The organism is Stenotrophomonas sp. CFBP 13724, assembly GCF_014841975.1.
In the GTDB taxonomy this organism is placed as follows: domain Bacteria; phylum Pseudomonadota; class Gammaproteobacteria; order Xanthomonadales; family Xanthomonadaceae; genus Stenotrophomonas; species Stenotrophomonas lacuserhaii.
Window position 1 is genome coordinate 325,702 of record NZ_JACYUW010000001.1, and the last position, 13,486, is coordinate 339,187.

At 67.0% G+C, this 13,486-nt stretch carries 10 protein-coding genes; 8 read left to right on the forward strand and 2 right to left on the reverse strand.

All coding sequences use genetic code 11. The annotated features are described in order from the left end of the window. The first annotated feature begins 149 nt into the window (after nucleotides 1-149). From IFT63_RS01370 to IFT63_RS01390, 5 genes are all read left to right on the forward strand, one after another. Nucleotides 150-1,325: a phosphoglycerate kinase gene (locus IFT63_RS01370; RefSeq protein ID WP_042614590.1), complete on the forward strand. Its 1,176-nt coding sequence runs from the start codon at nucleotides 150-152 to the stop codon at nucleotides 1,323-1,325. Further along, nucleotides 1,325-2,011 (forward strand): HAD hydrolase-like protein, encoded by a 687-nt coding sequence (locus tag IFT63_RS01375; protein ID WP_192083027.1) that lies wholly within the window; start codon nucleotides 1,325-1,327, stop codon nucleotides 2,009-2,011. The genes IFT63_RS01370 and IFT63_RS01375 overlap by 1 nt, the downstream gene beginning before the upstream one ends. Before the next feature lie 157 nt (nucleotides 2,012-2,168). After that, entirely contained in the window at nucleotides 2,169-3,635 is a 1,467-nt protein-coding gene (pyk, locus tag IFT63_RS01380; RefSeq protein ID WP_042614592.1) for a pyruvate kinase, read from the forward strand. Nucleotides 3,636-3,774: 139 nt separating this feature from the next. Continuing rightward, nucleotides 3,775-4,779 carry a class I fructose-bisphosphate aldolase gene (locus IFT63_RS01385; RefSeq protein WP_042614593.1) on the forward strand — a complete coding sequence of 335 codons (1,005 nt, stop codon included), beginning with the start codon at nucleotides 3,775-3,777 and terminating at the stop codon, nucleotides 4,777-4,779. 124 nt (nucleotides 4,780-4,903) lie between these two features. Then, entirely contained in the window at nucleotides 4,904-6,031 is a 1,128-nt protein-coding gene (locus IFT63_RS01390; RefSeq protein WP_042614594.1) for a hypothetical protein, read from the forward strand. A 40-nt stretch (nucleotides 6,032-6,071) separates the two neighbouring features. On the opposite strand, the gene IFT63_RS01395 is transcribed toward IFT63_RS01390, so the two are convergent. Then, complete coding sequence (locus IFT63_RS01395; protein WP_042614595.1) at nucleotides 6,072-6,677, reverse strand: O-acetyl-ADP-ribose deacetylase; 606 nt, start codon at nucleotides 6,675-6,677, stop codon at nucleotides 6,072-6,074. Nucleotides 6,678-6,824: 147 nt separating this feature from the next. Next, nucleotides 6,825-7,784: a cysteine synthase A gene (gene cysK, locus IFT63_RS01400; RefSeq protein ID WP_192083030.1), complete on the reverse strand. Its 960-nt coding sequence runs from the start codon at nucleotides 7,782-7,784 to the stop codon at nucleotides 6,825-6,827. 199 nt (nucleotides 7,785-7,983) lie between these two features. Between cysK and IFT63_RS01405 the strand changes: the two genes are divergently transcribed. From IFT63_RS01405 to IFT63_RS01415, 3 genes are all read left to right on the forward strand, one after another. Then, complete coding sequence (locus IFT63_RS01405; protein ID WP_042614597.1) at nucleotides 7,984-8,967, forward strand: LysR family transcriptional regulator; 984 nt, start codon at nucleotides 7,984-7,986, stop codon at nucleotides 8,965-8,967. Nucleotides 8,968-9,221: 254 nt separating this feature from the next. Further along, nucleotides 9,222-10,352, forward strand: coding sequence for an efflux RND transporter periplasmic adaptor subunit (locus IFT63_RS01410; protein WP_080335210.1), 1,131 nt, complete (start codon nucleotides 9,222-9,224; stop codon nucleotides 10,350-10,352). Beyond that, entirely contained in the window at nucleotides 10,349-13,474 is a 3,126-nt protein-coding gene (locus IFT63_RS01415; protein ID WP_192083031.1) for an efflux RND transporter permease subunit, read from the forward strand. Before IFT63_RS01410 ends, IFT63_RS01415 begins: the two co-directional genes overlap by 4 nt. Nucleotides 13,475-13,486: the final 12 nt, after the last annotated feature.

A 13,486-nucleotide genomic window follows, 5' to 3' on the forward strand; every position in this document is an offset into this window, starting at 1 on the left:
GCCTGGTTGACGGCCAGCGGCCGTCACTACCGATGCCCTGGTTGACGGCCAGCGGCCGTCACTACCTGGGGTTTGCGATGCGCCTGCGCAGCCGGGACAATAGTGGGCTGCGCCGCACGGCGCGCTTCTTCCCCAGAACAGGAATGCCCATGTCCATCGTCCGCATGACCGACCTCGACCTCTCCGGCAAGCGCGTGTTGATCCGGCAGGACCTGAACGTGCCGATCGAGAACGGCCAGATCAGCTCCGAACAGCGCATCACCGCCTCGCTGCCCACGCTGAAGCAGGCGTTGGAGCAGGGCGCGGCGGTGATGGTGACATCGCACCTGGGGCGCCCGAAGGAAGGCCAGTGGAGCGAGGAAAATTCGCTGCAGCCCGTTGCCCGCCGCCTGTCCGAACTGCTCGGCCGCGACGTGCCGCTGCTGCGCGACTGGGTCGGCGGCGTGGACGTGCAGCCGGGCCAGATCGTGCTGCTGGAAAACTGCCGCATGAACGTAGGCGAGGGCAAGGACGATGAAGCGCTGGCCCGCCAGTATGCGGCGCTGTGCGATGTGTTCGTGATGGATGCCTTCGGTACCGCGCACCGCGCCCAGGCATCGACCCACGGCGTGATCCGTTTCGCGCCGGTGGCGGCCGGTGGCCCGTTGCTGATGGCCGAACTGGATGCGCTGGCCAAGGCGCTGAAGGAACCGGCCAAACCGTTGCTGGCGATCGTGGCCGGCAGCAAGGTCAGTACCAAGCTGGAACTGCTGGCCAGCCTGGTCGGCAAGGTCGACCAGCTGATCGTCGGCGGCGGCATCGCCAATACCTTCATCGCTGCGGCCGGATACCCGGTCGGCAAGTCGCTGTACGAACCGGACCTGCTGGATACCGCGAAGAAGATCGTTGCCGACGCCAAGGCGCGCGGCGCGGACATCCCACTGCCGGTCGACGTGGTGGTGGCCAAGCAGTTCCTGCCCGATGCAGAGGCGACGGTGAAGGCCGTCGATGCGGTGGCCGAGGACGACCTGATCCTGGACATTGGACCGCAGACCGCGGCGCAGTACGCCGAGCTGATCGGCAAGGCCGGCACGGTGGTGTGGAATGGCCCGGTCGGCGTGTTCGAGTTCGAATCCTTCAGCAAGGGCACCGAAGCGCTGGCGCGCGCCATCGCCAGCTCCCGGGCGTTCTCCATTGCCGGTGGTGGCGACACGCTGGCTGCGGTCGACAAGTTCGATATCGCCGGCGACGTCAGCTACATCTCCACCGGTGGCGGTGCGTTCCTGGAGTTCCTGGAAGGCAAGACCCTGCCGGCCGTGGAGGCCCTCGAAGCGCGGGGCGCGTAATGGCGCATGATCAGTGCGTGACGGCCGTTGGTCGTGACGCTGTCGAGGTGCGTGACACGCTGTTCTTCGATCTGGACGGCACGCTGATCGATTCCCAGATCGGCATCACCCGCTGCATCACCCATGCGTTCGAGCGGATGCAGCATCCGGCGCCTCCGGTGGAGGCGCTGCGCGGCTGGATCGGCCCCTCGCTGCGCACCAGCTTCGGTCCGCTGTTCAACGATGCGGCCAAGGTGGAACAGGCCGTGGCGTACTACTGCGAACGTTTCGAGACCGAAGGCTGGCAGGAGCACGCGGTGTTCGACGATATCGAACAGGTGGTGCGTGCGCTGCAGGCGCGCGGCCATCGCTTGGCCGTGGTCACCGCGAAGAATGAAGGCCACGCACGTCGCATCATCGAGCACCTGCCCTTCGGTGCGTGTTTCGACGAGGTCATCGGGGCCACCGCCGATGGCAGCCGCAGCAGCAAACCGCAGTTGGTGGCCGAAGCGTTGTCCCGGCTGTCGCTGCAACCAGGCCAGTGCTGGATGATCGGTGACCGCCGCATGGACATCGAAGGCGCGCGCCACCACGGCCTGCGCAACATCGGCGTGCTGTGGGGTTTCGGCGGTGCCGAAGAGCTGCGCGAGGCCGGCGCCGATGCGCTGGCGGCCTCGCCGACGGAGTTGCTGACGCTGATCGGCTGATGCCGGGGTAAGCTGGGTAGTGTTGACGTCGGTCTTCCATGCTGCCCCGTATTGTCTTGCAGACATCGCGCAGAACCAGACCCCGTAAGGATGTAACCGCATACATGGGCCGTGAAGGATGTGCTAATTTCCCTGCTTTAACGGGAGCCCCTAAACCATGTTCGAGCGTCAGCGTCGCACCAAGATCCTAGCCACCCTCGGCCCGGCCACCGATCCGCCCGGCATCCTCGAGGAGCTGTTCCGCGCTGGCGTCAACGTGGTGCGCCTGAACTTCAGCCATGGTGACCCGTCCGGGCAGGCCAAGCGCGCCGCCGACGTGCGTGCCGCCGCTGCCCGCGTGGGCGTGGAAGTGGGCATCCTGGCCGACCTGCCGGGCCCGAAGATCCGCATCGAGCGCTTCGCCGAAGGCAAGATCCAGCTCAAGGCCGGCGACCGCTTCGACCTCGTGGCCGCCACCAACGTGCCGCCGGGTGACACCACCCAGGTCGGCGTGAGCTACCTCGGCCTGCCGCAGGACGTCGGCCCGGGCGATGTGCTGTTGCTGGATGACGGCCTGATGCAGCTGCAGGTGGTGGAAGTGCAGGGCGAGCGCATCATCAACACCGTGCTCAACGACGGCGTGCTGTCCGACCGCAAGGGCCTGAACAAGCAGGGCGGTGGCCTGTCGCTGGGCGCGCTGACCGAGCGTGACAAAGAGCTGATCGGCATCGTTGCCAAGATCGGCGTGGACTTCATCGCCGTGTCGTTCTGCCGCAACGCGCAGGACATGAACGATGCCCGCGAGATCGCCGAATCGCACGGCTGCTATGCCGCGCTGGTGTCCAAGATCGAGCGCACCGAAGCCATCGAGAACCTGGAAGAAATCGTCGACGCCAGCGATGTGGTGATGGTGGCGCGCGGCGACCTGGGCGTGGAAATCGGCGATGCCGAACTGCCGGGCCTGCAGAAGAAGATCATCAAGGCCTCGCTGGCGCAGAACAAGGTGGTGATCACCGCCACGCAGATGCTGCAGTCGATGGTCGAAAGCCCGATCCCGACCCGCGCCGAGGTCCTGGACGTGGCCAACTCGGTCATCGACGGTACCGATGCGGTGATGCTGTCGGCGGAAACCGCTGCTGGCGCCTACCCGGTCAAGGCGGTGGAAGCGATGGCGCGCATCTGCCTGGGCGCCGAGCGCCAGTTCCAGACCGAAACCGACTTCGGCGCCTCGCCGCGCAACCTGGAACGTGCCGACCAGGCCATCGCCATGGCCACCATGTTCCTGTCCCAGCACGTGGGCGTGCGCGCGATCGTGGCGATGACCGAATCCGGCGGCACCGCCCGCTACCTGTCGCGTTTCCGCGCCTCCGCGCCGGTGTTCGCGGTGACCCGCCACGACGGCGCCCGTCGCCAGATGGCGCTGATGCGCGATGTGTTCCCGATCAATTTCGACAGCCGTGGCCTGACCCCGCGTGAAGCCGCGCGTGGCAGCATCCGCCTGCTGGCCGAAGCCGGGCTGCTGGCCGCCGGCGACCGCGTGGTGTTCACCAGTGGCGAACACATGGAAACCCATGGCGCTACCAACACCCTGCGCCTGCTGGAAGTGGGTGCGAACGGCAGCGCCAGCGGACTGGGCGAGCTGTAAGCAAGCCCGGACGGCGCGGCGCAATCGCAGCGCCGTCACGGTTACACGGCATGAAAGCGATTCCAGATCCCGTGGACGGACAGTTCACGGGAGGCGGGGGCTATAATCAGGTTTTTCCCGCACCCGCCACAGGAAGTACATGAGCATCGAACAGCTGGCTGAAACCGCCCAGGCCATGGTCGCCCCGGGCAAGGGCATCATCGCGATCGACGAATCCACCGGCACCATCGCCAAGCGCTTTGCCAGCGTCGGCGTTGAGAACACCGAAGAAAACCGTCGCGCCTACCGCGAACTGCTGCTGACCACGCCGAAGCTCAACGAGCACATCTCCGGCGCGATCCTGTTCGACGAGACCATCCGTCAGTCGACCAAGGACGGTGTGCCGTTCGCCAAGTACATGACCGACAACGGCATGATCCCCGGCATCAAGGTCGACAAGGGTGCGCACCCGCTGGCCGGCTGCCCGGGCGAGCTGGTCACCGAAGGCCTGGACGGCCTGCGTGAGCGCCTGCAGGAGTACTACAAGCTGGGTGCGCGCTTCGCCAAGTGGCGTGCGGTCATCAACATCGGTGAAAGCATCCCGTCGGGTACCTGCATCGAGTCCAACGCGCATGCGCTGGCCCGTTATGCCGCCCTGTGCCAGGAATGCGGCCTGGTGCCGATGGTCGAGCCGGAAGTGATCATGGACGGCGACCATGACATCGAAACCTGCTACGAAGTCACCGAAGCCACCCTGCGCTCGCTGTTCGACGCGCTGTACCAGCAGAACGTACTGCTGGAAGGCACCATCCTGAAGGCCTCGATGGTCATCTCCGGCAAGGACTGCGAAGAGCAGGCCGATGCCGAAGAAGTGGCCGAATCGACCGTGATGTGCCTGAAGAGCACCGTGCCGGCGATCCTGCCGGGCGTGGTGTTCCTGTCCGGCGGCCAGAGCGACGAGCAGTCCACCGAACACCTCAACGCGATGAACCAGATGGGCAACCTGCCGTGGCCGCTGACCTTCTCCTACGGTCGTGCCATGCAGCAGGCCGCACTGGCGCTGTGGGGCAAGGACACCAAGGGCAACTACGCCGCCGCGCAGAAGACCGTGTACGAGCGCGCCAAGGAAAATGGCCAGGCTGCACTGGGCAAGTGGAACGGCTGATCCGGCTGCCCCGCCGATGAAAGAACGCCGGCACGTGCCGGCGTTTTTTTTTTCCGCTATCGTGTCGCCTGCCCGGGGCATGGCCACTTCGCGGCCTCTGAATGATGGGCCAAGGAGAAACACCATGCGTACTGCAACGACACTACTGGCCGCCGCGCTGGCGCTGGCCATCGGCGGCTGTGGCCAGAAGGCGGGCGCCGCCGACGGCGGCAAGGCCGCTTCGCTGGACTTCGACAAGGCGGTGGCCGGCGAGATCACCACCTCCAGCCCGCTGAGCTTCAGCGACGGCAGCCGCTACCAGCTCTATTCGATGCAACTGAAGGACAAGCAGGCGGTGTCGCTGAAGCTGGTCGGTTCGCTGTCCGGCGCGATATCGGTATTCCGCGACGACGGCACCCTGGTGACCCGTGGCGAGCGCTCTGAAGACAGTGGCCTGGAAGTGACCTTCCGTGCCGACGGCGCCGGCCGTTACCGCATCGCGGTCAATGGCGACGACGCCGATGCTTACGGTCCGTATCGCCTGCAGGCCACCGAGGTGGTGCCCTATGACGGCAAGCCGCTGGCCAATGGGGGGCAGATCGTCGACCTGCTGGCCGACCAGCGCCAGGAATACACCCTGCAGGTCGACAAGCCCGGCCTGTACCAGATCAACCTGACCTCCAATGCGTTCGACACCGTGCTCGACCTGAAGGGCGCCAATGTGGAAGAGGAAGACGATGACGGTGGCAGTTCCACCAACTCGCGCCTGACCCTGATGCTGGACAGCGGCACCTACAAGCTGGGCGTGCGCGCGCTGGATGACGAAGGCAGTGGCCAGTTCCGCCTGGACGTGAAGAACACCGCGCTGGCCGCGGACGTGGTGTCCGCCGATGGCACCACCCTCGCTGTCGGCGCCAATGTGCAGGCGCTGCTGTCGCGGGAGGACGGCGAGCGCCGTTTCGTGCTGAACGTGCCGCAGGCCGGCTCGGTGCGCATCGATGCGCTGTCCGACCAGGTCGACACCACCCTGCGGCTGACCGGCGGCACCATCAACCTGGAAGACGACGACGGCGGCAATGGCACCAACGCACGCCTGCAGGCGAACCTGCCGGCGGGTCGTTACCAGTTGCTGGTTGCCAGCCTGGAAGAGAGCCAGGCCGTGGTGCAGGTGCGGGTGAGCGCGGGGAGCGGCGAATCGCTTTCGGTGCGTGATGCCGCATCGGCGGACAGCGACGTAGCGGTTGCGGTGCCGGCCGACGTGGACGCCAACTGATAATGCTGCAACGGTGACGACCCAAGGGTCGTCACCGCTTTCAGTAAGCGGGCATCAACGACTGCGCCGCAATGGCGCGATCACTGCTGCGCGCTGCCTCGCTCTCGTCTTCCAGGGTCTGCCCGGCGGCCGAAAGCGCCTGCTGGTAGGCCTTGAACGTGGCGGTGTTATAGGCCACCAAGATGATCCGCCGCGGCTCACGATGGCTGCGCTGCCAGGCCAACGTCTCCGTGGCCGCGATCTCGGCCGCACGGTACAGCGGATAACCGTAGACGCCACAGCTGATCGCCGGGAAGGCGATCGAGCGCGCGCCGAGTTTCTCGGCCAGTTGCAGCGATTTCCAGTAGCAATTGGCCAGCAGCGCGCTTTCATCGCGCTGACCGTCATGCCAGACCGGGCCCACCGTGTGCAGCACGAAGCGGGCGGGCAGCGCATGCGCGTCGGTGGCCACCACTTCGCCGGTCGGGCAGCGCACGCCGGGGCGCAGCTGCGGCAACTGCTCGCATGACTGCAGCAGCCCAGGACCTGCTGCCCGGTGGATGGCACCGTCCACGCCGCCGCCACCGAGCAGGGATTCGTTGGCCGCATTGACGATCGCATCCACCGCCAGGGTCGTGATGTCACCCTGCCAAACTTCGATCTTCATGCGTCCTTCTCCTGGCTGTCGTTGAAACGGCGCAACGTCCCGCGTTGCATGTGCCACCGTAACCGGGGCGACATGCAGGCTGCGTCATGACCGTCTCACACGCTGCGAACAGGAAAACAACACGCCGCCCGGAAGGGCAGGGGGCGCTTACGGCAGGCCGGCCAGCCAGTCGTCGTCGGAGCCTTCGTTCACATCGGCGAACAGCGGGGTGGAGAAGTAGCGCTCGCCGGTGTCGGGCAGCATCGCCAGGATCACCGAGCCCGGCTCGGCGCGTTCAGCGACATCCAGTGCGCTGGCGAGCGTGGCACCGGCGGAAATGCCGACAAACAGGCCTTCTTCGGCGGCCAGCCGGCGGGCGGTGCTGATCGCGCGGTCATCTTCCACGGTCACCAGTTCGTCCACCACGTTGCGGTTGAGCACGTCCGGCACGAAGTCCGGGGTCCAGCCCTGGATCTTGTGCGGCTTCCAGTCATCGCCCTTCAACAGCGCCGCGCCGGCCGGTTCGGTGGCGATGATACGGGTCTCCGGGCGGGCTACCTTCAGCACCTCGCCCACGCCGGTCAGGGTGCCGCCGGTGCCCCAGCCGCTGACGAAGTAATCCAGCCGCTTGCCGGCGAAGTCGCGCAGGATCTCCGGCGCGGTGGTGTTGCGGTGATAGGCCGGGTTGGCCGGGTTGGCGAACTGGCTGGCCAGGAACCAACCGTGCTCCTGGGCCAGCTCGGCGGCCCGGCGTACCATACCGCTGCCGCGCTCGGCGGCCGGGGTCAGGATCACCTTGGCGCCATACGCGCGCATCAGTTTGCGGCGCTCGATGGAGAAGGTTTCCACCATGGTGGCGACGAACTTGTAACCGCGGGCGGCGGCCACCATCGCCAGCGCCACGCCGGTGTTCCCGGAGGTGGCCTCGATGATCGTGTCGCCCGGCTTGAGCAGGCCGCGCTGTTCGGCGTCGAGCACGATCGCCAGCGCCAGCCGGTCCTTGACCGACCCGCCCGGATTGAACGCTTCGACCTTGGCGTACAGGGTGACGTGCGCCGGTGCCAGCCGGTGCAGCTTGACGATGGGGGTGTTGCCGATGGTATCGAGGATGGACTCGTACAGGGCCATGAGGGCACTCCGGGAAGGGCCGCGCCAGACGCGGCGGCAAGAGGGAAGGCGGCCGCTGCTGGTAACCGCCTTGGCCGGCTGACCGTAGCGCTGCCATATGACGGCAGGAAATAACCAGATACCTTTCATAAACAACGTTTGGTTATATGTTGGTGAGGGCAATTGACCTACAGTGGTTTTCCCTACCGAGCCGCCTGCCATGACGCTGACCCAGCTCCGCTATCTGGTCGCCATCGCCGACGCCGAGCTGAACATCACGCTCGCCGCCTCGCGCGTGCATGCCACCCAACCCGGACTGTCCAAGCAGCTCAAGCAGCTGGAGGATGAACTGGGCTTCCTGCTGTTCGTGCGGCGCGGCCGCAGCCTGGAATCAGTCACTCCGGCCGGGGTGGAAGTGATCAGCCGCTCCCGCGCGGTGCTCGCCGAAGCCAACAACATCCGCACTTACGCCGCCAACCAGCGGCGCGAGAGCCAGGGCCAGCTGGTGCTGACCACGACCCACACGCAGGCACGATTCGTGCTGCCGCCGGCGGTGGCACGGATCAAGCAGGCCTATCCGCAGGTGAGCGTGCACCTGCAGCAGGCCGCTGAAAGCGACGCGCTGGACCTGCTCAGCCAGGGCGATGCGGACATTGCCATCATCAGTACTGCCGGTGGCGAACCGAGTGCCGGGATCGCGGTGCCGCTGTACCGCTGGCGCCGTCTGGTGCTGGTACCCAAGGGTCACCCGCTGGACCGCGCCGGCCGCGCCCCGGACCTGGCCGCGCTGGCCGCCCATCCGTTGATCAGCTACGAATCGTCCACGCGTGCGGCGTCTTCGCTGCAGCGGGCCTTCGCCGGATCCGGGCTGGAGCCGGACATCGCGCTGACCGCGCTGGATGCCGACCTGATCAAGACCTACGTGCGCAGCGGGGTGGGCGTGGGCCTGCTGGCTGAAATGGCGGTCAGTGCCGCCGACCACGACCTGCGCGCCTGGGTGGCGCCGGCGCCGATCGCCGAATGCATCGCCTGGGCGGTGCTGCCGCGTGACCGCGTCCTGCGCGACTACGCGCTGGAACTGGTGCACGTGCTCGCCCCGCAGATCGACCCGCGCGACCTGCGCCGGGTACTGGATGGCAACCAGGCCGCGGACTGGCCGCTGCCGCCTACGTGGGAATCGTTGACCCAGACCATTACGTCCTGAGCGGTCGAAGGCGCCGCTCCGCTCGCCGACCATGGGTCGGCGCTACCGGGAAGGCGGGTCGGCGCTGCCGCGCTCTGTCGCGACCGTCGACGCCGACACATCCCGATACACGATGACACCCCGGCGCAAGCCCTTGCACGGAAAGGGTTCCGGCCGCTATCGCCGGACTGTCCCGCGGTAGTAAACGCTTGGCACATACGGTCTTCGCATGGCGCCCCCTACACTCGCCGGTCATGCAGAGGACGGGACTATTCATGGTGGGACGTATCGCAATGGGCACGGCCGTTGGCCTGGCCCTGGTGTTGCTGGCCGGCTGCAAGGGCGAACCGCAGGCGGCGCGCCGCCAGGGCGCCGATGTGCCGGTCACCGCGCAGGTCGTGGAATCGGCCGCGTGGAGCGATACGTTGCAGGCATTGGGCACGGCCAAGGCACGTGAATCGGTGACCATCACCGCCAAGGTCAGCGAGATCATCGAGCAGGTGCACTTCGAAAGTGGCCAGCAGGTGGCTGCCGGCACCCCGCTGGTCACCCTGCGCGGCCTCGCCCAGCAGGCAGCGCTGACCCAGGCCCAGGCGACCTTCGCCGAAGCCGACCAGCTGTACAAGCGCCAGCGTGAACTGGCCCAGCAGCAGCTGGTGGCCAGTTCCACCCTGGATACCCAGAAGGCGATCCGCGATACCGCCGAAGCGCGGGTGGCGGAAATGCAGGCCGAGATCGGCGATCGCAGCGTGCGGGCACCGTTTGCCGGTGTGCTGGGCATCCGCCAGGTCAGCCCGGGATCGCTGGTGACCCCAACCACCGCGATCGCCACGCTGGACGACATCCAGCGCATGCACGTGGACTTCCAGGTGCCGGAAGCGGAGCTGTCTTCGCTGGCCAACGGCAACAAGGTCGAAGCCACCAGCGTGGCCTGGCCGGGGCGTACCTTCGAAGGCGAAGTAACCACCATCGATGCCCGCGTCGACCCGTCCACCCGTGCGGTCACCGTGCGCGCCGACTTCGCCAACGGCGACCACGCACTGCGTCCGGGCATGCTGCTGGACGTGCGCATCTACCGCCCGGAGCGGCAGGCGCTGGTGGTGCCGGAGATCGCCGTAGTGCAGGTGGGCAGGGACTCTTATGTCTACCGGCTGAAGGCAGACAGCACGGTGGAGCGCGCCGACGTGGTGATCGGATCGCGCCGCGCCGGGGTGGTGGAACTCAAGCAGGGCATCAACGCCGGGGAGCGCATCATCGTGGACGGCACCGGCAAGCTGCGTGCGGGCCTGAAGGTCGATGCGCGGCCGGTACCGCCAGTGGATGCACCGGCGCCGGAAAAACTGCCGCCACCGCCGGCAGCGCCGGCCTCGGACGCGCCCGTCGCACCGGCCGGTAACGGCGGATGAAGCTCTCCAACATTTCCATCCAGCGGCCGGTCTTCGCCGTGGTGATGAGCCTGCTGCTGATCGTGCTCGGCATCATGTCGTTCACCCGGCTGACGCTGCGCGAACTGCCGGCCATCGATCCACCGGTGGTGTCGGTATCGGTGGACTATCCCGGCGCATCGGCGGCGGTGATCGAAAGCCGGGTCACCCAGGTGCTGGAAGATTCCCTGTCGGGCATCGAAGGCATCGACATGATCAACGCACGCAGCACCAACGGCCGCGCGCAGATCAGCCTGGAGTTCACCAGCAACCGCGATATCGAAGCGGCTGCCAACGATGTGCGCGACGCGGTCAGCGGCGTGGCTGACCGCATGCCCGACGAGGCACGCGCGCCGGAGATCGAAAAAGCCAACAGCGATGACGAGGCCATCATCTGGTTCAACCTGTCCTCCTCCGCCATGGACACGCTGGCCTTGAGCGATTACGCCGAACGCTATGTGGTGGACCGCTTCGCCAGCCTGGACGGTGTATCGCAGGTGCGCATCGGCGGCCGCCAGCGCTATGCGATGCGGATCTGGCTGGACCGCGACCAGCTGGCGGCACGTGGGCTGACCACCGGCGATGTCGAAACCGCGCTGCGCAACGAAAACGTGGAACTGCCGGCCGGCCGCATCGAGTCGGCCGACCGCGACTTCACCCTGCGCGTGGAGCGCAACTACGTGAAGCCGGAAGATTTCGCGACCATCCCGCTGGGCAAGGGCAGCGATGGCTACGTGGTGCGCATGGGCGACGTGGCCAAGATCGAGCTGGCTTCGGCAGAACGCCGTGCCTATTACCGCAGCAACGGCGAACCCGGCGTGGGCTTGGGCATCGTCAAGACCTCCACCGCCAACGCGCTGGACGTGACCCGCCTGGCCCGCGCGCAGGCCGACCGTATTGCCGAAACGCTGCCGCAGGGCACGCAGATCGCGGTGACATTCGACAACACCACCTTCATCGAAGCGGCGGTGGACCGCGTCTACGCCACGCTGGTGGAAGCCATGCTGTTGGTGCTGGTGGTGATCTGGCTGTTCCTGGGCAGTTTCCGCGCCGCGCTGATTCCGGCGGTCACCGTGCCGGTGTGCCTGGTGGCGGCCTTCATCGCGCTGTACGCCTTCGATTTCTCGATCAACCTGCTGACCCTGCTGGCACTGGTGCTGTGCATCGGGCTGGTGGTGGACGATGCCATCGTGGTGGTGGAAAACGTGCAGCGCCGCATCGACCTGGGCGAACCGCCGCTGGTGGCGTCCAAGCGCGGCACCGCGCAGGTGGCCTTCGCGGTGATCGCCACCACCGCCGTGCTGGTGGCAGTGTTCCTGCCGGTCGGCTTCCTGGAAGGCAACACCGGGCGACTGTTCCGCGAACTGGCGGTTGCGCTGGCGGCCGCCGTGGCATTGTCCGCGTTCGTGGCGCTGACGCTGACCCCGATGATGGCCTCCAAGCTGCTCAAGCCGCACACCGGCCAGGCCCCGCGTGGCCTGTACGGGGTGATCAACCGCAACCTGGAAAAACTCGCCGGCGGCTACGGCCGCGTGCTGGACCGCCACGTGGACCGTACCTGGATCTACCTGCTGGTGATGGTGGCCACGCTGTTTGCCAGCTGGTTGCTGATCAAGCACCTGCCGTCCGAATTGGCGCCGGCCGAAGACCGCGGCTCGTTCCAGATCATGATCGATGGCCCTGAAGGCGCAGGCTTCGACTACACGGTCGGCCAGGTGCAGGAAGTGGAGGCGATCGTTGCCAAGCATGTGGGCGAAGACCGCCCGATCGTGCGCGCCAATCCACGCGTGCCGGGCGGCTGGGGGTCCAGCGAGGAAATGCACACCGGCCGCATCAGCGTGTTCCTGCAGCCATGGCGCGAACGCTCCACCTCCACCCCGGAAGTGGCCGATGCACTGCAGAAGGACCTCGATGCCGTGCGTGGCGTGCGCGTGCGCACGCAGGTCGGTGGTGGCCTGGTGCGCAGCGGCGGGCAGCCGTTCCAGATCGTACTGGGCGGGCCGGAGTATGCTGAGATCGCCCAGTGGCGCGACCGCGTCCTGCTGCGCATGGCGGACAACCCCGGGCTGGTCGGCGTGGATTCGGACTACAAGGAAACCCGCCCGCAGATGCGGGTGAACATCGACCGCCAGCGTGCGGCCGACCTGGGCGTACCGGTGACGGCGGTCGGTTCGGCGCTGGAAACCATGATGGGATCGCGCCGGGTCACCACCTTCGTCGACAACGGCGAAGAGTACGACGTGCTGGTGCAGGCCGGCCGCGATGGGCGCGCCACCCCGGCCGACCTGGCCGCCATCCGGGTGCGCTCCAGCTCCGGTGAGCTGGTCCCGCTGTCCAATCTGGTCACCCTGAGCGAAGTCGCTGAAGCGGGTTCGCTGAACCGGTTCAACCGCCTGCGCTCGATCACCATCAGCGCTGGCCTTGCGCCGGGCTATCCGCTCGGCGAAGCCATCGCCTGGGCCCAGGGGGTCACCCGTGAGGAGCTGCCGCAGCATGCGCAGATCAGCTGGAAGGGCGAATCGCGCGAGTACCAGAGTTCCGGTGGGGCGGTGCTGCTGACCTTCGCGATGGCCCTGCTGGTGGTCTACCTGGTGCTGGCCGCGCAGTTTGAAAGCTTCATCCATCCGCTGACCATCATGCTGACCGTGCCGCTGGGCGTGCTCGGTGCGCTGGTGGGGTTGTGGGTGAGCGGTGGCACGGTGAACCTGTTCAGCCAGATCGGCATCGTGATGCTGGTGGGCCTGGCGGCCAAGAACGGCATCCTGATCGTGGAGTTCGCCAACCAGCTGCGCGATGAGGGACGCACGGTACGCGAGGCGATCATCGAATCGGCGCGCGTGCGCCTGCGCCCGATCCTGATGACCTCCATCGCCACGGTGGTCGGTGCGATCCCGCTGGTGGTCGCCGGCGGGCCGGGTTCGGCCAGCCGTGGCACCATCGGCGTGGTGATCATCTTCGGTGTGACCCTGTCCACGTTCCTGTCGCTGTTCGTGGTGCCGGCGTTCTATGCAAGGCTGGCCCCGTTCACGCGTTCGCCTGAAGCGGTGGCGCGCGAGCTGGAAAAGCAGGAGAAGGACACCCCATCGGTGGGCGGCCACGCCTGACCGCCGGTAGTG

Excerpts from the sequence above, each read along its gene's own strand:
- IFT63_RS01395 (WP_042614595.1), bottom strand. The coding sequence starts at position 6,677 with ATGAAGATCGAAGTTTGGCAGGGTGACATCACGACCCTGGCGGTGGAT.
- cysK (WP_192083030.1), bottom strand. The coding sequence starts at position 7,784 with ATGGCCCTGTACGAGTCCATCCTCGATACCATCGGCAACACCCCCATC.
- IFT63_RS01415 (WP_192083031.1), top strand. The coding sequence starts at position 10,349 with ATGAAGCTCTCCAACATTTCCATCCAGCGGCCGGTCTTCGCCGTGGTG.
- IFT63_RS01405 (WP_042614597.1), top strand. The coding sequence starts at position 7,984 with ATGACGCTGACCCAGCTCCGCTATCTGGTCGCCATCGCCGACGCCGAG.
- IFT63_RS01390 (WP_042614594.1), top strand. The coding sequence starts at position 4,904 with ATGCGTACTGCAACGACACTACTGGCCGCCGCGCTGGCGCTGGCCATC.
- IFT63_RS01370 (WP_042614590.1), top strand. The coding sequence starts at position 150 with ATGTCCATCGTCCGCATGACCGACCTCGACCTCTCCGGCAAGCGCGTG.
- IFT63_RS01385 (WP_042614593.1), top strand. The coding sequence starts at position 3,775 with ATGAGCATCGAACAGCTGGCTGAAACCGCCCAGGCCATGGTCGCCCCG.
- IFT63_RS01410 (WP_080335210.1), top strand. The coding sequence starts at position 9,222 with ATGGTGGGACGTATCGCAATGGGCACGGCCGTTGGCCTGGCCCTGGTG.
- pyk (WP_042614592.1), top strand. The coding sequence starts at position 2,169 with ATGTTCGAGCGTCAGCGTCGCACCAAGATCCTAGCCACCCTCGGCCCG.
- IFT63_RS01375 (WP_192083027.1), top strand. The coding sequence starts at position 1,325 with ATGGCGCATGATCAGTGCGTGACGGCCGTTGGTCGTGACGCTGTCGAG.